The sequence below is a fragment of the Candidatus Litorirhabdus singularis genome, assembly GCF_026262625.1.
GTDB classification, from domain to species: Bacteria; Pseudomonadota; Gammaproteobacteria; order Pseudomonadales; family Halieaceae; genus Litorirhabdus; species Litorirhabdus singularis.
In genome coordinates this window covers 160,365-179,155 of the sequence record NZ_SHNN01000003.1, presented here as the reverse complement: position 1 = coordinate 179,155, position 18,791 = coordinate 160,365, and the positions used below count along the sequence as shown (strand labels likewise).

The window sequence follows — 18,791 nt, the reverse complement described above, 5'->3', positions numbered from 1 at the left end:
TGGGTCATGCCGACACGGTGCACCTCAGGGGTAGACGACTTTACCCAGCAGGTAAATCAGGTTGTCCACACCCTCGCGGAAGTCTGCAATATTGATACGTTCGTCATTGCCATGGATGCCGACGTAGTCTCGTTCTGAATTAACGACTGGGCTAAAGCCGTAACTGGCGATGCCCAGTTCACGGGTGAAATGGCTGTCAGTGAAGCCTCCCAATACCGCAGGCATGACTCTTGAGCCGGGGTAGCGCTCATTGGCAAACTCTTCGATTGCGCGATAGAGCACCGTATCAGTGGTCGATATTGCGGAGCCGAAAGACAGTATTTCGGTAACCAGAATGCCACGACCTTCCAACAGCTTATTGATATCGGCTATAAAAGCGCTGGCGGGTCGATCTGGCAGAATACGACAGTCAATTTCCGCCCAGGCCACCGGGGGAATGACGTTAATTTTGCTGGAACCCTGCAGGCGCGTGATACTGCAAGTGTCCCGGGTGATCGCATGCAAGCGTGGCGAGTCGCTTTGCAGTTGCTGTAAATATCCTGGTTGTTTAATCGCGCTCCTCATGTCGGTAAAGACTGCTGCCTGCTCCGCTGGGGCATCCAGCGCCATGGATTTGAACATCGCGTCCACCGGAGCAATGATGCGCGCGGGGAAGGGATTGCCTTGTAATCTGGTCAGCGCGCCTATCAGGCTGTCCACAGCGCTAGTGCTGCGTGGCGACGAGCCATGCCCAGGAGTGCCCTCGGCCGTTAAGCGCAGCCATACGGGTACCTTCTGGGTGACTTCCACGCCAAACACTACCTGATCACCAGAACGGCTGCCTCCGCCGCCCTCGTTAAGCAGTAGGCCGGCACCGGCAAACACTTCCGGGTGATGTTCAACCATCCAGCCGACGCCGAACTTACCGCCGGCTTCTTCATCGGCGGTAGCCAGGAATATAACGTCCCGGTTCAACGGCTTACCGGCGCGATGCAGCGCCAGAAAGGCAGCGAGATGGCTAATGCCGGTACCTTTCATGTCGAGCGCGCCGCGGCCCCACAGGTAGCCATCGCGAATCAGCCCGGACAACGGTTCCACGCTCCAGTACTCTGGGTTGGAAGGCACCACGTCGGTATGTTGCAGCAGTATCAGGGCCGGCTCATCGCCACCTTTAATACGGGCCCAGATATTACCGCGACCGGGTGCGCTTTCCGCAGATTCCCAGACTATGCCCTCTCGATCAAAAATCTCAGCGTAAAAATCAACCGCCCGCGATTCGTTTCCCGGGGGGTTTACCGTGTCCACGCGGAGGAAAGCCTGCAGCCATTCAGTGGCTTCTGCTCCGGGGTCTTTAGCCTGACCGTTGCTGGCGAATAGGGTTGCTGGTAGAGCAGCGATTAGTAGCAGCCCAAGTAGCAGATATTTTGACAGCATAAGCGGGGTCTCCATGATTACCGGGTATTGGGATTATGACTGGCGAATGCTACTGGTATCTGGCTCTGAGCGCGAATTGATTATTGCGCCATCATCGGCGCTGACGCGACGCTTGACCCCTAAAGCGCGAATGAATTACTTTAGCTCCTTCAACTGCGCCGCGAGAGAAGCCAAGTGTCATCGGGAATAATAAGAGCGAGTTTGTGGGGGCTGATTGTAGCGATCTATTTGCGTTTCGGCCTGGAGCCCACTGGTTGGGCGTTTTACGAAGCCAGTCATGCGCTGAGTGTCGACGGTCTTTACTGGGGTTACACGGTATTCCGCGGTGGCGGCTATGCCTTTAGCTTGTGGCAATATCAGACCATCGCCTGTATTGGCGTAGGTTTGCTGGTGACATTAGCCCTACAATTCAGGAATCAACGCCGGAGTCGTGTGTGAATCGAAGAGAATTTTTACAGTGTGCAGCGGTGTTTGCCGCCGGCGCTAGCAGCATTCCAACCAGCTGGGCATTGAGTAATGAACAGTCCCGCTTTCTGGCCGGACAAACCAATTACATAGACCGCAAACCGCTCACTTATTTCAACGCTGCGCAGCGTGCGGCTGTTACTGCAGCGGCTGAGCAAGTGATTCCCGCGACTGATACTCCAGGCGCTACAGATGCCGGGGTGGCTCGCTTTATTGAGCTGATGGTAGCTGACTGGTTTAACGACGCTGAGCGCGCGATGTTCGATGCTGGGCTGGCGGACCTTCTGGCCAGAGCGAATGGCGATTTTGCCGCGTTATCTGGTAAGCAACAATTACAGCTACTGGAACAATTGGAGGCGGAGGCGGGTGATGCCCAGTGGTATAACCTGGGCAATGTGACCCGGGTGTGGGATTCCGAGGCGCCGTTTATTTGTCAGTTCAAGGAGTTGACGGTGCTAGGGTTCATGCTATCTGAAGTGGGGGGGACCCAGTTTCTGCGTGAAAATCCTATGGGTAGTTTTAATGGCAGCCTGGCTTTGGCTGAAGATGACTCAGCCTATGCGGCGGAGCTTCCCATGCGCATGTTGTCGGCGGAGACCGGGTTATGAGTGCTACACAGTTCGATGCGATAGTGGTCGGCTCGGGTATTTCCGGCGGCTGGGCCGCCAAGGAGCTGACCGAGAAGGGGCTTAAGGTGCTGGTGCTGGAGCGCGGCAAGGATATTAAACACGGTCAGGATTACCGGGGAGAGCATGCACCGTCCTGGAAAATCCCGTTTCATGGAATGCCCGATCGTGAGCAGAACGAGCGTGATTACTTTGTGCAGAGTTCCAGCTACGCCTTTAGCGAGGCGACCCGACAGTATTGGAACAATGATCGTTTGAATCCTTATGTGCGCAGTGAGGAAAAACCCTTCGACTGGTTTCGATCGGATGTGGTCGGTGGGCGCTCATTATTGTGGGGGCGTCAGGTCTATCGTTGGAGTGAGCAGGATTTTAATGCCAACGCTACCGATGGTCATGGGATCCCATGGCCGGTGAGCTATGAGGAAATTGCACCCTGGTATAGCTACGTGGAGAAGTTCATTGGCGTTAGTGGTCAAGCCGAGAACCTGCCGCAGCTGCCCGACAGTGAATTCCTGCCGCCCATGGATTACTACGAAATCGAGAAGACCGCGAAGGCGCGCATCAATAAAAAGATGCCACATATACCCATGACCATCGGTAGGGTCGCGATTCTTACTGAGGAACATAACGGCCGTGCGCCCTGTCATTACTGTGGGCCGTGTCAGCGTGGCTGCTCTACGGGCAGCTATTTCAGCTCGCAGAGCTCGACCTTGCCGGCAGCGCAGGCCACCGGAAATTTGACCTTGATGCCTGACCAGGTAGTGGAGCGGCTGGACCACGATGCCAGCGGTACGCGTATTACGGCAGTCAGAACCATCAATACCCAGACCGGTGAGCGCAGCATTTTTAGCGCCAAGCTGTTCTTCCTGTGTGCGTCGACGCTGGGCAGTACCCAGATCATGTTGAATTCTACCAGCGAGCAGCACCCCAACGGTCTGTCTAATCGTAGCGGCGCGCTGGGTAAGTACCTGATGGACCACCTGCAGATGATTCATCTCGGTATCATGGTGGATGACGTCAATAGCTATTACGAAGGTAATCGTCCCAATGGGCTTTATATACCGCGTTTTCGCAATCTGACCGGGCAAGACGAGGACGCTGATTTCGTGCGCGGGTTTGGCATTCAGGCCATACCCATGCGCGGTGACTGGCAAACCACCTTTAACAGCAAAGGTTTCGGTGCAGACTACAAAGCGTCGCTGAAAAAACCCAACCCCATGTGGATCTGGGCCCTGTCAGCGTTCTCTGAGTGCCTGCCTCAGGCGCAAAACCAGGCTTATCTGCACGCCAGCAAGGTCGACCGCTTCGGCATTCCGCAGCTGGCGACTGAGTTTGAGTGGGGTGCCAATGAGCGGGCGCTGGCTAATGATACCGGCAAGCAGGCGGCGGAGTTGTTTCGCGCGGCCGGCGCGGTGTATTACATCACCAATGATGAATCCAATATGGAAACCGGTGGTGGCGCTATTCACGAGATGGGTACCGCGCGTATGGGCGATGATCCCACTCAATCAGTACTGAATAAGTACAATCAGGCCCATGAAATTGACAACCTGTTCGTCACTGATGGGTCCTTTATGACGTCGGCGTCCTGCGTGAATCCCTCGCTAACCTACATGGCGTTTACAGCGCGTGCCTGCGACTATGCCGTCAAGCAACTGCAAGCGGGCCACTACGGCTAGCGCGTTAGCCAGCGTCCCAGCAGGGAGTAGGCAACTGGCACCACTAGCAGGGTAAGCAGGGTTGAACTGATTACACCGCCAATCACCGCTACTGCTAGCGGGCCGTATTGCCCCGAGCCTTCGCCCACGCCTATTGCAGCGGGCAGCATGGCCAAGACAATGGTTAACGAGGTCATCAGCACCGGGCGCATGCGCTGGGGGCAGGCCTGTCGAATCGCTTCGGCGTCACTCATACCGCGTGCGCGGAATTGATTGATCAGGTCGACCAGCAGAATCGAGTTCTTGGAGACCAGACCGACCAGCAGCACCATGCCAATCATGGAAAACAAATTCAGCGTGTTGCCGGCAATCCATAGCGCCATAAAGCCACCGACAATGGCCAGCGGCTGCGCCAGCATGACCAGCACCGGCTGCAGAAAGGAATTGAACTGACTGGCCAGCACCATATACACCATGATCAGTCCGGTAATGATTAGCAGGAGCACAGCACCGCCGGTCTTTTCCATTTCTTTGGCTTGGCCCACCAGTAACACCTGATAGCCTGGAGGTAGGATATCACCGGCGCTGGAGCGGAAAATACTGACTGCGGAACCAATGTCAGTGTTTGGTGTGGCAAAAAAGCCCGCACTAAAATTCAGCGCGAGTCGTTGTACCTGAGCTGGGCCGAGTTTTTCTTCCATGGTCACTACCGAGCTCATTTGCACCAGACTGTTCTCGGGACCACGCAGATAAACGTTTTCAAGGTCCCGGGCCCCGATCATGGTGTCCCGATTGGCTGCAAGTCGCACGTCATAGCGCTCCCCATCGCCGGGTAATTCGTTGTATTTGGCAATATCCGCGCCCCCGGCCAGTACTCGCACCGTGTCGCCGATCTGCTGGGTACTGATGCCCAGTGCCTGGGAGCGATTGCGGTCTACACTAAAACTCAACTGCGGTCGATCCAGCTTCAGCTCCAGCCGCACTTTGCCCATCTCGGGGTATTCCTGCAGTTTTTCCTGCATCAGTTCGGACAGCCGGGCTACCTCGTAGAGGTCGGGACCAGTGATATAAGCTTCAAACGGGCTTCCGCCCATACCCTCAAACATCGGGTACATACCCAGATAGGCATCTACGCCTGGAATCTCCTGCATGGCCTCTCGAATGATGGGCATTAATTGCATTTGGCTTAGTTCGCGATCTCTGGGCGGTACCAGGGCCACTTTCAGGGAAGCATTGGTTATCTCGTCTCCGCGCTGCGCCCCTACGGTGCTAAGCACGTGGAGTACTTCCGGGTACTTGCGCAGAATACTCTCGGCGCGTGCGACTTTGTCTTCCATGTAATCAATGGAAGAGCCTAGCGGCGTGTTGAGTGTGACCAGAAAGCGTGACTCCTCATCTTCCGGGAAGAACTCTGTGCCTAGTTGTGTCATGAACCAGCCACTGGATGCGACTACCAGCGTGGTTCCAATCAGCGTCATGCCGCGATGTCGTAAACTGCCGTCAAGCATGCGTCGGTAGCTGTTTTCAAGCAGCGCATGGCCGCGGTTGATAATGCGGTGCAGCGGATTGGTGTCGTTGTTTTTTTCGGGTTTCAGAAAGCGTGCGCACAGAGCCGGGGTCAGTGTCAGAGACACAATCAGAGAGGTGATCACGCCGACAGTTACCACGACCGCAAAAGAGCGCATGAAAACGCCGATCATGCCATCCATGAAAATCACCGTGGCAAAAATACACACCAGAGTTAAGGAGGCGGCAAAGACCGCCGCGACCACGCCGCGGGTGCCGTCGATGGCGGCTTGTATCGGGTCAGTCTGGCCCGCTTCATATTGTCTGTGCACGTTTTCGAGGACCACAATGGCGTCATCTACAACCACGCCAATCAGCAGTAGTAGCCCGCTCATGGTAAGCATATTGAAGGTAAAGCCGCCAAAGAACATGACGATTACCGCACCTGCGAGAGACACGGGAATGGCAGTAGCAATAATCACTGTGGCCGGTAGATTGAGTAGAAACAGCCAGACCACGAACGCGGCCAACAAGGTACCCTCAATGATGTGGGCGTTAAGACCGTCGACAATGCCCTCGATCACACCCGCCTCGTTGGCTGCTACGATCAGCTCTATGCCGTCTGGCAGGGTAGGGGCGATAGTCTGCTCCAGACGCCGCTCAATTTCGCGTACGATCTGCACCGTGTTCGAACCCTGTACTTTACGTATCGCTATCGCCACTCCCTCTTCGCCATTGAAGCGGGCGAGACTGCGTTTATCATCCAGTGCATCGCTGACCTGCGCCACATCACGCAGCTTGACGGGTACCTGCTGGCGCCATACCACTACCAGTTCTTCCAGCTCGGCTACTGTGTGAAACTCCAGGTCCAGGTGCAATAGCTTCTCCAGATTGCCCCCCACCAGAAAGCCGCCGGGTATCTGAATGTGCTCACGGCTAAACGCGGTGATAACGTCCTGTGCCGTTAAGCCCAGAGCGGCCAGACGCGACAGATTCAGGTCCACACGAATCTTGCGTTCGCGACCACCGCCGACCACAACTTCGCCGACGCCGCTGATATTTTCCAGCGCTTTTTTTACCTGTATACGTGCTATTTGATTCAGTTCCGCCAGCGGCCGGTCACCCTTGAGCATCAGCCAGGCTACCGCCTGTGCGTTGGGATCTACTTTCGCAACCACCGGTATTTCTGACTCCTGTGGTAGGTCGTTCATGACCTGATTGACCTTTGCCTGCACTTCGTTGAAAGCAATATCGGCATTTTTGCGCAAATCAAATTCGATCATCACGCTGGAACTGCCAGGTCGGGAGTTTGACTGAATTTCTTCAATACCGGCGATAGAGTTGATGGCCGATTCAAGAATGCTGGTTACGCTGCTGTCCATTACCTCGGGTGTGGCACCCGGGTTTAGCGTGTTGACCACGATGACCGGGGGTTCAACGTTGGGGTTGCGGTCCAGTCCAATGCCCTGCAGTCCGATAATACCGAACAGTATTATTGCGGCGCTGATCATATAGGCCAGAACCCGTTGGCGGACAAAAAGTTCAAGTAGGTTCATGGTCTAGAGGCGCTCCGCGAGCAGACTGCCGTCGCTGATCAGTGCGGCGCCGTGACTCACTACCCGGTCGTCCGCGCTAATGCCGCTCTGAATTTCTATCCAGTCCGCGCCACGCCATCCGGTGGTCACTGGCTGTATTTGGGCGCGGCCTTTATTAACCAGAAATACGACCGGCCCACCCTGACGAATCACGACACTGGTAGAGGGCAGGGTCAGGGCGCCGGTTTGGCGTTTGATCAGGAGTTGCGCATCCACGCTTGACCCTGGTAGCCAGCCGCCTGGATTATCAAACTCCACGGTCACTTCTATGGCGCGATTGTGAATACTGATCTGGGGGTTGATTCCCATGATGAGTCCTTCGGCCGGCGTGTCGGGGGCCGCTGGACTGGTTAGCCGCACCCGCTGACCAATACTGATCTTTGAAACCTCGTGTTCCGGAAATGCCAGCCGTGCTTTAAGGCGATCGACTGAGACCATTGCAAAGAGTGGTGTTCCCGGCGTGACGTAGTCGCCAAGAGATACACTGCGGCGAGAAATAATCCCGGCAGTCGGCGCCAGCACGCTGGTTTTGGCGACCATGAGCTGGGCTTGTTGCCATTGGGTATCAGCCATTTGCCGTTGGGCTTCGGCCATCGCCAGATTATCCTGTTGATCTTCCAGTTGATCCTTGGAGACTGACTGGGATTCGGCTAGACGCTGCAAACGCGCGACCTCTTTGCGCTGATTTTCTAGTGACACCTGCTGCCGCTGCAATTCCGCGGCTGCAGTGTCCGCGGCCAGTTGGTGTGTGGCGGGGTCAATGCGTGCCAGAACCGTGCCGGTGGGCGCACTTTGACCCTCTTCGACATCAATGCTGACGATTTGACCGCTGGCCTCAGCGGAAATGACGGGATGGTGGATACTCTCCACGCTGCCTAGTGCGTTAAGCACATAGTCTATGTCTCGGCTTAGTGCGGTAACCACAATGACGCTGGTGGCGCGCTCTGCAGGTGCGCTGTCGGACTGTTCGGCGTCACCGCAGCCACTGAGCAGGGTGGTTGCGCCTATTAATAGTGAGGCGAGGATTTGCTTCATGCGGTGCGTACTCCGTTCAGTAGCAGTGTGGTGATATGCTCAGCCAGTATCGGTAGGCGGGTCTTGTCCTCGGCGCCACCGGTCAGCAGCAGGCTCAGTGGCCGTGCTTCCAGGTGCAGCAGTATCAATCCTGAGATAGATAGCATGGTGAGGTGACTGTCGAGATGGGGTGCCAGTTCCTGCATCAATGATTCAACCATCTGCGCAATTTCAGGAAACACGTTGGCGGCCAGATCTTGCAGTCGTGCCTCATCGCCCTCGATCAACTCGCGAAAAAAGATGTGGCGGAAATCCGGATCAGCATCTAACTGCTGCAGCATCAGGAGAATAAATTGCGTTAACTTTTGTGCTGGCGCTGCGGTAGATTCGCGGATTTCCTGTACGCCGCCAATTTTGTCGCGGTGCAGATGGCTTACCGCAGCCACGTACAAGGCCTGCTTGTTGGCAAAGTGATGGTAGATCGCCGCCTGCGTGATTCCCGCTTCACGCGCTATCTGCCGCATAGAGGTGCCGGCAAAACCGCGTTCGGCAAACAGTCGCGCCGAGCATTTGAGCAATGTGTCCGTGGTCTGGTCAGTCATGGGTTTACTAAACGTTCGTTAAGTTGTGTTGTTGAGAATCATAGGGGGGTGGCGGTGCGCGGTCAAGAGTTGTGGCTATCGCGTTTGGCTGGCGTTGCCGTTTTGTGACCGGCGTCCGCATGGCTATGAGGTTGCTGCTGGCATTTGCCAGCATTGCAGCCTGACGTTTATCTGAAGGTTAAAGTGTGGTGTGATGACGACTACTGACTGAAGACGAGGATAGCCGCGTGACGTGGGAAGATCTGGAAGCCATACAACAACTTAAGGCACGCTATTTTCGTCATCTGGATACCAATGCCTGGGACGACCTGCGCGGACTTTTTACCGATACCGCCAGCGCCAGTTATAGTGATGGAGACCATAGCTTCGATAGTCTCGATGCGATCATCGAATTTCTTGAAAGCTCTATGAGTGGTCGCCAGTTTCTGTCGATGCATACCGGACATCATCCGGAAATTACCTTGACCGGTGCCGACACAGCCGAAGGTATTTGGTACCTGCACGATACGGTTTATGCGCTGGAACACCGGATAAGGATCAGCGGCAACGGTATTTACCATGACCGTTACCAGCGCGTGGAAGGGCGCTGGTTGATTACGCACACCGGCTACCGGAGGATATTTGAAGTGCTGGAGCCACTGGGCCCGGAGTTCAAGGTGACGCGCAATAACTATATTGATTGAAGAGGCCGACGAACTCTGCTGTGAATCGTCGCTTTTAGCTGCCGCTCAATGGGAGGTGAGGTGTTTGTCGACGAACTGTCGCGCAGACTTAAAAGCGCTGATGGCTTCAGGTATCTCACTACCCACCAGTCCCTGAAAGCCATGTGGCATGCCCGCCCAGATTTGTAGCTCTACCTGAACACCGTCGGCGCCGGCTGCGGCGGCCATCGCCACTGCACTGTCACGCGTAATGTCACAGCCACCCACCTGTAATAGCAGCGGTGGCAGTCCTTCGCAGTCCGCCTGTGCCGGCGATGCCAATGGTAGCCGTGGGTCGGCGCCAGCCAGATAGTCTTTGACACGACGCTGATACCAGCCCGGGGTAATAAAAGGATCTCTGCCGCCCGGGTCGATGCCGGATGCGCCAGGGAGGGTCAGGTCATACCAACCGGTAAAACCAACATGGCAGCCCGGTACCGGCAGACCTTGCGCAACCGCCTTCAACATCACTGCCGCAGCGAGGCCGCCGCCGCAAGAATCCCCGGTAATTACAATGGTTTGTGGGTCGATGTCTTGTTCCAGCATCCAGCAATAGGCCGCAAAGCAATCGTCCAGCGCGGCGGGAAATGCAGCCTCTGGTGCCAGCCGGTAATCGGGTACCAGGGTGCGCGCGCCCAGATAGCGAGCAACATATTCTGCCCAGAACAGGTATTCCGGCATGCGCACCGAAACAAAGCCGCCACCGTGGCAAAACAGGGCGTGGCGACCGGGTTGGCGCAGGTCATCGCGATTGACCCAGGCCGCCGCACGTTCGCCGATCTGCAGCAATTCGACGCTGGCCTGGGCGGGTAGTTCGTGGCCGTGCAGCGGCGCCATCTTCTCGCGCACCGTGGCCACATCGTCGCTGGGTGCGTTAAGACCGTCCGGGATCGCGTCCAGTAGTTGCTGGAATGCTGTGCTGATGGCCATCTAGCCTATCAGCCCCTGACCGCCGTCCAACGCGATGCTCTGGCCATTAACGTAGGCGCTGTCTTCGGTGCACAGGCGGGCAACGAAGCGGCCAATATCCTGTTCACAATCGCCCACACGCTGCATGGGTATGGTCGAAATAAACTCGGCAGACTCTTCAGGGTTGTTCTCGATCCACCAGCCCAGGGCCGGAGAGGTAGCATGCGGCAGAATGACGTTGGTGCGAATGCCATCCTTACCCCATTCGCAGGCAGCAGCTCGGGTCAGGCAACGAATCGCCTCTTTGATGCCACCGTAGGCACCATAGCCTCTCATATCCCAGCGCCGCGCTGCGGTGCTGCCCAGGTTAATGATGCAGCCATCGCCCTTCAGGTACGGGTAGCACAGCTTCATTAGCCTGTGGGTGGCCAGTGGTCCAGATGTAAAGCCACTGGTGAAGGCCTCGTCGCTGACTTCCATTAGCGTCCCCAGAGGCACTTCCTGAGCGTTGTTAACCAGTATCTGAATGCCCCCGAGATGCTCTATGGTTTGTGCTACTAAATTCTCCAGACTGTCGAGATCATTAACGTCGCAGGCGACTGCGATTGCACGGCCGCCGCGTGATTCAATCTCGGCGACGCTGGTTTCCAGCTTGGAAAAAGTACGTCCAGCCACCACAATACTGGCGCCCAGATCTGATAGCGCAAACGCGATGCCCTGGCCCACGCCCTGGCCAGCACCGGTGACAATGGCTACCTTGCCTTTGAGTTCATTCATGTCGGTCTCTCCGTCTTGGGTTGATAGCAGCAGTATAGGTTGTCGCTGCGGCCTCGGGACAACCGTTGTTACAACTTAGCCCCGTGCTGCGAATAGTTGAACCGTTAGTGGGCTGGCCACGGGCGGGCGGGCTGGATACTATGCGAGTCCAATACCAAAGATGTTGACTGTGATGACTGATTCGGAACAACCACAAGCTCCTGCAACTGCACCAGCAGCGTCGGGCAAGCGCACCCTGGGCAGGGTGGTTTTTTTAGTGATCACTTTGGCCTGCTTCGCCTATCTGTATTACCGACTTAACGGTGCTGCGCAGCGAGAAGGCTTGAATCTTGTAGATTATATGACGCAGGTTTTTGCGGGTGTTAACTGGCTGCCCTGGCTGGCACTGATGGTTGGCTATTCAGTATTTTACTTTCTGGTTGATACCCTGGTGGTTACCCGCGCCCTGAACTGGTTTGTCAGTGATATTCGCTACCGTGACATTCTGCCAGTGCGCGCTAGCGCCTACATTATTTCAATCTTTAACGAACAGGTTGGTAAGGGGGCTATGGCATTTTACCTGAATCGCCGTCACCAGACCCCGGGCTGGGAAGTGGGCTCGGTCATGTTGTTTATTATGTTCTGTGAAATATTTTATCTGTTGGTATGGGCGACCATCGGATACATACTGGCGGCGGACTCTTTACCAGAGGCGTTTGGCCTGATCCCCTGGTTGGCCGCAGCAGCTGCCATTTTTCTAGTGTTGTGGGTGGGCTATTTCTCAGGCTGGTATCTGCAATCCAGCAGTCTGCGTGACCGGCCGCTTTTGCATGCGTTCCGTCAGGCTAGGTTCTGGCATTACGGGGCATTTTTCCTGTTGCGTTCACCGGCTCTGTTGGCAGCGGTGTTAGTTTATACGCTGGCCTTGCAGTTGTTTGGAGTCGAGGCAACGGTGCTGGGTTTGCTGCCTTATCTGCCGATTATCTTTTTTGCGGCTGCAGTGCCAACTCCCATGCGTGCTGCAGCCATTACCTTCTGGGTAGTTCTGTTCCCCGATAATGAAGGACAGATGGCGGCCTTTGGTTTTGTCCAACACAACTTCTTCATCCTTTTCAACGCTGCGATTGGTTTGTTGTTCTGGCGTCGCGCGCAGCGGGATTTATTTGGTACGCCAGCTGCTGCCAGCGTTCCGGAAAAGCCACCACAGGAGTCGTAACGATGTTGGCTTTTATCACTAATGTCAGGGCCAAGCCCGGAAAGCGCGAAGAACTCATGGCGCTGACGCAGACCATGCAGCAGGCCACCGTCAGTGAGGAAGGAGTACCTGTTTACGTTTTTCATGCGGCAGAGGATGATCCGGATGAACTCTGGTTTTACGAGCTGTATAAGTCAGAGGAAGCTTATGCAGCCCACTGCGCGACTCCGGAGTTCCAGAATATGATCTCCAGCATTGCGGATTTGGGTGATATCAAGGTGATGCACAAACTGCTGCCTTACGGTCAGGTTAAAGGCGCCGGGCTCTGATGCGGTAGCGAAAGACCGTGTTGTACTAGTGCTGCAAAGGCTGCAACCGCGCGGCAACACCGTCAGCTTCATTTACCCGTAGTAGCAGGATTAGCCCGACTACAAAAAAGGTCAGCGTCGATAACAGAGCGATGCGGTGATCGCCGTCACTGAGGCGGTTGATGATGCCGTAGCTGAGCGGGCCAATGATGGCGGCGGCGCGAGCCGCTAAACCCCATAGACCAAAAAATTCACCACTGCGCTCCAATGGCGTAAAGCGACCGATCAGAGCGCGTCCGCCGGCTTGAGTGGCGCCCATGGCAGCGCCGATTAGTAGACCAGCTGCCCAGAATCCGTCGGCTGTGGTAGTGGCAAAGCTGAGCAGTCCGGCCGCGATCCAGACTAACAGCGCCGCCGCCAGACTTGGAATAGAGCCGAACCTGTCCTGCGCGAAGCCGAACAGAAAAGCGCCGATGGCGGCAGCAAAATTCACGACCATAATCAGGATAATCAATTCTTGGCTGCTAAAACCCATGACTTCCTGGGCGTAGATAGCGGCGATGACAATCACGGTTGCCACGCCCGACTGATAGATGGTGAGGCAGATCAGGAATCGAAATAGATCCGGTAGCTGGCGGGCGTGGGAAAGGGTGGTTTTCACCCGCCCCAGACCTACCAATATGTAGGAGCGCGGTTTCGGCCCAGTGCTTGGCCGGGCGCGTTCGCGCAACCAGAGGAATGTGGGTATGGCCGCGGCCGCAAATATGGCGGCAGTAATAACCAGAGTTACCGGCACATAGTCTGCGGCGGTATCGCCGCGTTCGCTGGCCCAGGTAATGTAGGCCAGACAGCTGGCCAGGGTTAGCAGCCCGCCGAAGTAGCCCAGACTCCAGCCGTAACCGGAGATACGGCCCATTTTTCCGCTGGGAGCAATTTCAGGCAGAAAGGAAGCGATAAAGTTTTCACCGCTGGCAAAGGCGATCGCTGATAGCACCAGCAAAGCCATTGCCAGTGGAATTTGTCCAGGGCCTGCAGTTGCCAGCAAGGCGGTGGCAATGACGCAGACAACGCTGGATACCATTAACAGTGTTTTCTTGCAGGCTCGTTGGTCTGCAATCGCTCCCAGTATGGGCCCGCTGATCAGGACGATAAGATTGGCGGCGGCAATCGCCATGGTCCATAGCAGGGTGGCGGTTCCTGGTGCGTCGCTGTCCACGTCGGCGGCGATGACGCCAACAAAGAACGCAGAGTAAATCGTGGTGAGCACGACGGTGGTATAGCCGGAGTTGGCAAAGTCATAAAACGCCCATGACCAGAGTTCACGGGCAGGTGCCTGAGTAATCTCTTTAGATTCCTGTGAAACTTTCTTTTGTGTGGTACGCATGGGGTCGCTATAGCTGCTGCAGGGGCACACGTTAGCATGACTTGCAGCCAATCCCTATCAACGATGACTGCAGCCGGGCGCTGGTCAGGCGCGGTTCTGGCGGTTACCATTCGCCGCTGTTATTAGAGGTGTTTATGGATCCGGTATTTCATCAGGTAAAACTTAATGGCGCCGAGCTGGCTTATTACGAGCGTGGCCAGGCGCGCGCCGATGCACCGTCGTTGGTGTTTGTGCATGCCACTGGTTTTCACGCACGGTTATGGGATTATCAGGCAGAAGCCTTTCCGGATTTACACAGCATTGCTGTGGATTTGCGCGGTCACGGTCGTAGTGAGAAGTTGGCGGCTGGCAGTTGGCGAATTTTTGCCGAGGATCTGGTGGCGCTGCTGGAATTCCTGCAGCTGAGCAATGTGATTGGTATCAGTCACAGCATGGGGGCTCACGCCATGGCGGATGCTGCCGCTCTGTGTGATCGCTTTGCCCGACTGGTTTTACTGGACCCTACCGTACTGGAACCGCAGGCCTATCAGTCAGACAATGATTTTCGTGCCCACTTTCCGGGGGGTAAGCATCCGGCTTCAAAACGCCGCAACCAATTTGAAAGTGTCGATGACATGGTCGCCCGACTGGCTCCTAAAAGCTCGTTTCCGTTGATGGATGAGCGGATATTTCGCGACTATTGCCAGTGGGGTTTGTTACCGGCTGCCGGCGGTGGTTTTGTGCTGGCCTGTCCTCCAGACATTGAGGCGGAGGTTTATATGACGTCGCGCAGCAATAGTGATATCTACCAGAGCATTGCCCGAGTGGAAATACCAGTGCTGATTGTTCGTGCGCAGTCCCCGGCGCCAGGATCATTCATGGACTTTTCTTCGTCCCCGACCTGGCCGGGACTGGTCGATGTTTTTCCCAATGCGGTAGAGCAGCACTGGTCCGATTGTTCGCACTTCATTCCCATGCAGCGTCCGCAGGCGGTGGTGGAGCTGATCCGCGAGCAGGTTGCGCGCTGGGGTGAGGCTTAGGCCATTTGTTCCAGTCGCGGATCATTGGGATAAATCCACTCTTCGCCAATCACCTGCGCGACGCGTAATTCCTCGGGAATATTGTCAATGCCGATCATACGATCGGCGGCCTCGTTCCAGTGGTAAATGCGGGCCTCCTGGTAGCTCAGCGGCACGCCCTTGAACCCCAGGGATTCCATCGATTTTTGAATTTTCTCACCGAACTGGGTGTCCTCCAACAGCACCTGACATAGGCTGGCACCATCGTTCTCAGTCCACAGGTTGGGCTTCATACCCTCTTTCCAGGCTGGCGCCATGGTCCACGTCTCCATGCGGCACTTGTTGATGCCGTTGGGCCAGAACAGAATCGGTGGAATCGCGAACTGGCTCAGCGGCGACACATAGTTGGGAAACAAACCGTAGGACTGTGTGCAGGTGCGGCCAATCTCGCCGACGCCATCGATCTGGGCGATATCGGGTGGTGCTGCCACGGCTTCCAAACTCGACTTACCTGCTGGAGTGGGCGCCACCATGCGGCCGTGGCCATTGGCGTAAAGCGTATTGACGTTGCGGCGGTCATCAAGGATGGGGGCGACGGTAGTCGGGTGAATGCTGCGCACATGATAGACCTCGGTGTTAGCCTCCATGGCGATCTTCCAGTTGCAGTCGAGATCGAAGATATGGCGGGCGGCCAGTCGGCAGTTGTGAAACTGAAACTCTTCCCATTCGTCGGCAATAGGCCCCAGCCACTCCAGCAGTGTCATCGCCTGCGGGTCCAGATTGACAAAAATCAGATTCCCAAAGCGCTCGCAGCGCACTGGCTGAAGCCCGCGCTGAGACAGGTCCAGATCATGAAAGTCCTCCGGGTCACGAATGGCGCAGAGCGCACCGGAGTGATCGTAACTCCAGCCATGGTAGGCGCAGGTCAGGCGCTTCTTTTTGCCACTGGGCTGGGTGACTACGGGCGCACCGCGATGACTACAGGTGTTATAAAAGGCGTTTATCTGGCCGTCTTCGGCATGCGTAATGACTATCGGTTGGCCGGTATTTTCCCACAGCATGAAGCAACCGGGCTCCGGTACCTCGTCAATGTGAGCCGCCAGTAGCCAGGACTTGCGCCATACGTGCTCCTGCTCCAGGGCAAAGAAACGCGGGTCGACGTAGCGGCCAGCAGGAATATCCGGTGTCCGCGGCCAGGCCAGGGGAGGCTCGGTGCGGGTAGCTTCAAACTCCATTAAGTGGCGCAGCTTGCTGACTTCTTCCTGGCTCATGGTCATGGTATTAATGCTCCTTCAGGCAGTTTTAAATTCCAGCCACAAGTGGTGGAAGCCGCGCAACATTTGGGAGTGCGTTCGTTCGTTGGCTTGTTCAGCGTGGTGCACGGAGCTGAATCGATCGAGCATTGACTCCAGGGCGATGCGGGCTTCCAGTCGGCCCAACGGTGCACCAATGCAGAAGTGAATGCCGTGGCCAAAGGTCAGGTGCGAGTTCTGTTTACGGTCCAGGCGAAATTGCTCGGGGGTCTCGTGGTGATCTGAGTCACGATTGGCAGAGCCCATCAGCAGCACTGCAATATCGCCGGCGCTGAGTTGCTGTCCGTGCAGGGTGAAATCTTCCATCACCGTACGAAACACAAACTGCACCGGCGCATCAAAGCGCAATATTTCCTCGATGGCAGCATCAATGCCATCGCGGTTGTCACGCAGTTGTTGCCATACCCCCTGATTGCTGGCGGCATGGTGTAGAAGATTGCTGAGCAGGCTAGTGGTGGTTTCATTACCAGCAATCAACAGCAGCATGCAGAAGCCCGCAATGTCCTCATCCGACATGTGCTCTCCATCGACCTCGGCATTGACCACCTGGCTAATAAGATCCTGGCCGGGATTGGCGCGCCGTTCCGGTATCAGCGAGCTGAAGAACGCGGCCATCTCCATGATGTCGGGCATGCGCGACTCCATGTCATCCGCCTCCGAGGTGCCGGTCAGCGCGTCGGACCAGCGCTTGAAGTCTTCGCCGCGTGCTACTGGAATACCCATCATCTGGGCGATGACTGCCACCGGCAGCGGGATCGTGAATTGTTCGGCGATGTCTACCGGCTCGCCGCTGGGTAATGCCGCAATCATACTGTTACTGAGCCGGACCACGTCGGCTTCAATTTGCTTCAGCGTGCGGCTGGTAAAGGCGCGGTTAACCAGCGCTCGCAACTGGGTATGGCGCGGTGGATCATCTGACAATAAAGGTAGGGTGACAGCACTTTGTTCGCTTTGGGCGAAAGCTGAGGAAGAGAACAATTGGGGATTTTTGAGGGCTGCAACCACATCGGCATGGCGACTGATTATCCATTGGCCTGACGTCTCATCACGGAAAACCGGCTGCTGCTCCCGCCAGTGCTGGTAATGGGGGTAGGGGTCGGCCGCGATGTCAGGGTCATAAAAGTGCATGGCGAGGGTTCCTGATAAATTATTTTAAAAAATATAGCATGGTGTATTTTTGAATAGCAACCTGCGTTAGTATTTATTTCACGACTGGCAGCGATGGAGTTTAGAGGTTTTGGCAAAGGTGGGCAGCAAACGTGGCAGCTATTCTTCACCACGGCAGCAAGAACGCCAGGAGCGTGTGCTGCAATCAGCGCGAGAGCTGATTGCCAATCGTGGCTACGATGGGCTGACCATGCGTGAACTGGCGCGGGTTAGTGAGGTTTCCGACAAAACCCTTTATAACCTGTTTGCTACCAAGGACGGGCTGGTCATGGCCGCGGTCGCCGACCTGCTGGATGCCATCGTTACTCAGGTGCAAGCCGGTGAGCAAGCCGCGGGCCTTGCAGCGATATTACGTTACACGGATGCTATTAGCGCACAGATTCTGGTCAGCCCGGAGTATGCTCAAGCTATGTCGAGGGCACTTTTTCAGGCTGAGGATTCAAGCCCCATCGTCGACCTGCTGTTGCGGTCCAATCAAAAGTTTCTGCAACGTCAGTTACGGCACGCTCAGCGCCGCGGCGAGCTTACCCGGAGAGTGCAATCAGCTCGCACAGCAGCGCTGCTGACGGCGCACACCTGGGGTGTGCTACTGCTCTGGAATAAGGGCTTGTTAAGCCTGTCGAGCCTGCCCACAATGTCTCGTCAGAGCATGCTAACGTCGCTGTCCGGTGTGGTCAGTGAACAGGGCCAAATCGTGCTAAAAAATTGGAGTGATAATGTTTGACGAGAATAGCCTATGACCACAGTCAGCTGTGTAATACCGGTGCAATGCGCTGCGCAAGATGTCTGGTCTGTGTTGGCTGACTTTGGGCAATTTCTGGACTGGGCCACAGGTGGTTTGGGCACGGTGGAGCTGCAAGGGCAGGGTGTAGGTATGATTCGACATCTGGATATACCTGGCCTCGGCAAAATCAGTGAGCGGCTAGACGCACTGGATCCGGAGGCGCTGGCACTCACCTATTCGCTGACCGCAGCCGGAGCAGGTGGCATGGCTAGCTACCAAGCCCGAGTGCAAGTTGAAGCGATAACAAACGGCAGCTGTAGTCTTAATTGGAAGGGCGAATTCGAGGTCTTACCTGAAATCAACGAGGCCACTGTTAGCGCCGAGCTGGAAGCCGCCTACCAGAGCATGTCTTCCGGTCTGGAGTCTTACGTCAGAGCCCAGTAGTAACGAATAACCG

At 56.0% G+C, this 18,791-nt stretch carries 18 protein-coding genes; 9 read left to right on the top strand and 9 right to left on the bottom strand.

Annotated features, from left to right (window positions below):
• Positions 1-24: 24 nt before the first annotated feature.
• Positions 25-1,413 (bottom strand): M20/M25/M40 family metallo-hydrolase, encoded by a 1,389-nt coding sequence (locus EYC98_RS15270; protein ID WP_279246238.1) that lies wholly within the window; start codon positions 1,411-1,413, stop codon positions 25-27.
• A 174-nt stretch (positions 1,414-1,587) separates the two neighbouring features.
• On the opposite strand from EYC98_RS15270, the gene EYC98_RS15265 reads away from it, so the two are divergent.
• From EYC98_RS15265 to EYC98_RS15255, 3 genes are read left to right on the top strand one after another with little or no spacing between them, the layout of a single operon-like run.
• Positions 1,588-1,851, top strand: a complete 264-nt coding sequence (locus EYC98_RS15265) for a hypothetical protein (protein WP_279246237.1) — start codon at positions 1,588-1,590, stop codon at positions 1,849-1,851.
• Positions 1,848-2,486: a gluconate 2-dehydrogenase subunit 3 family protein gene (locus EYC98_RS15260; RefSeq protein ID WP_279246236.1), complete on the top strand. Its 639-nt coding sequence runs from the start codon at positions 1,848-1,850 to the stop codon at positions 2,484-2,486. Before EYC98_RS15265 ends, EYC98_RS15260 begins: the two co-directional genes overlap by 4 nt.
• Positions 2,483-4,183, top strand: coding sequence for a GMC family oxidoreductase (locus EYC98_RS15255; protein ID WP_279246235.1), 1,701 nt, complete (start codon positions 2,483-2,485; stop codon positions 4,181-4,183). Before EYC98_RS15260 ends, EYC98_RS15255 begins: the two co-directional genes overlap by 4 nt.
• Here the strand turns inward: EYC98_RS15255 and EYC98_RS15250 are convergent.
• Genes EYC98_RS15250 through EYC98_RS15240 form a run of 3 tightly spaced genes read right to left on the bottom strand, consistent with a single transcriptional unit; the run spans position 4,180 to position 8,879 of the window.
• On the bottom strand, positions 4,180-7,224 hold the full coding sequence (locus tag EYC98_RS15250) for an efflux RND transporter permease subunit (RefSeq protein WP_279246234.1): 3,045 nt from the start codon (positions 7,222-7,224) through the stop codon (positions 4,180-4,182). The genes EYC98_RS15255 and EYC98_RS15250 overlap by 4 nt on opposite strands.
• A 3-nt stretch (positions 7,225-7,227) precedes the next feature.
• Positions 7,228-8,298 (bottom strand): efflux RND transporter periplasmic adaptor subunit, encoded by a 1,071-nt coding sequence (locus EYC98_RS15245; RefSeq protein ID WP_279246233.1) that lies wholly within the window; start codon positions 8,296-8,298, stop codon positions 7,228-7,230.
• A complete protein-coding gene (locus EYC98_RS15240; RefSeq protein WP_279246232.1) occupies positions 8,295-8,879 on the bottom strand; it encodes a TetR/AcrR family transcriptional regulator in 585 nt (194 codons plus the stop codon). Before EYC98_RS15240 ends, EYC98_RS15245 begins: the two co-directional genes overlap by 4 nt.
• 227 nt (positions 8,880-9,106) lie before the next feature.
• Here EYC98_RS15240 and EYC98_RS15235 point away from each other — a divergent pair, with 227 nt between their 5' ends.
• The gene (locus EYC98_RS15235; RefSeq protein ID WP_279246231.1) at positions 9,107-9,562 is read left to right on the top strand and encodes a nuclear transport factor 2 family protein; all 456 of its coding nucleotides are present in this window, start codon (positions 9,107-9,109) and stop codon (positions 9,560-9,562) included.
• A 45-nt stretch (positions 9,563-9,607) separates the two neighbouring features.
• Here EYC98_RS15235 and EYC98_RS15230 read toward each other — a convergent pair whose 3' ends face one another.
• Entirely contained in the window at positions 9,608-10,510 is a 903-nt protein-coding gene (locus EYC98_RS15230) for an alpha/beta hydrolase (RefSeq protein ID WP_279246230.1), read from the bottom strand.
• On the bottom strand, positions 10,511-11,266 hold the full coding sequence (locus EYC98_RS15225; RefSeq protein ID WP_279246229.1) for an SDR family NAD(P)-dependent oxidoreductase: 756 nt from the start codon (positions 11,264-11,266) through the stop codon (positions 10,511-10,513).
• 172 nt (positions 11,267-11,438) lie between these two features.
• Between EYC98_RS15225 and EYC98_RS15220 the strand changes: the two genes are divergently transcribed.
• Complete coding sequence (locus tag EYC98_RS15220; protein ID WP_279246228.1) at positions 11,439-12,461, top strand: hypothetical protein; 1,023 nt, start codon at positions 11,439-11,441, stop codon at positions 12,459-12,461.
• A 2-nt stretch (positions 12,462-12,463) separates the two neighbouring features.
• The gene (locus EYC98_RS15215) at positions 12,464-12,769 is read left to right on the top strand and encodes a putative quinol monooxygenase (protein ID WP_279246227.1); all 306 of its coding nucleotides are present in this window, start codon (positions 12,464-12,466) and stop codon (positions 12,767-12,769) included.
• A 25-nt stretch (positions 12,770-12,794) separates the two neighbouring features.
• Here EYC98_RS15215 and EYC98_RS15210 read toward each other — a convergent pair whose 3' ends face one another.
• Positions 12,795-14,132, bottom strand: a complete 1,338-nt coding sequence (locus EYC98_RS15210; protein ID WP_279246226.1) for an MFS transporter — start codon at positions 14,130-14,132, stop codon at positions 12,795-12,797.
• A gap of 134 nt (positions 14,133-14,266) precedes the next feature.
• Between EYC98_RS15210 and EYC98_RS15205 the strand changes: the two genes are divergently transcribed.
• Entirely contained in the window at positions 14,267-15,151 is an 885-nt protein-coding gene (locus EYC98_RS15205) for an alpha/beta fold hydrolase (protein ID WP_279246225.1), read from the top strand.
• Here EYC98_RS15205 and EYC98_RS15200 read toward each other — a convergent pair.
• Entirely contained in the window at positions 15,148-16,407 is a 1,260-nt protein-coding gene (locus tag EYC98_RS15200) for an aromatic ring-hydroxylating oxygenase subunit alpha (protein WP_279246224.1), read from the bottom strand. The two genes, EYC98_RS15205 and EYC98_RS15200, sit on opposite strands and share 4 nt — an antisense overlap.
• A gap of 15 nt (positions 16,408-16,422) precedes the next feature.
• Positions 16,423-17,571, bottom strand: a complete 1,149-nt coding sequence (locus EYC98_RS15195; RefSeq protein ID WP_279246223.1) for a cytochrome P450 — start codon at positions 17,569-17,571, stop codon at positions 16,423-16,425.
• Positions 17,572-17,689: 118 nt separating this feature from the next.
• Between EYC98_RS15195 and EYC98_RS15190 the strand changes: the two genes are divergently transcribed.
• Both EYC98_RS15190 and EYC98_RS15185 read left to right on the top strand, forming a co-directional pair.
• Positions 17,690-18,334 (top strand): TetR/AcrR family transcriptional regulator, encoded by a 645-nt coding sequence (locus EYC98_RS15190; protein ID WP_279246222.1) that lies wholly within the window; start codon positions 17,690-17,692, stop codon positions 18,332-18,334.
• 12 nt (positions 18,335-18,346) lie between these two features.
• On the top strand, positions 18,347-18,778 hold the full coding sequence (locus tag EYC98_RS15185; protein ID WP_279246221.1) for an SRPBCC family protein: 432 nt from the start codon (positions 18,347-18,349) through the stop codon (positions 18,776-18,778).
• The last annotated feature ends 13 nt before the right edge of the window (positions 18,779-18,791 follow it).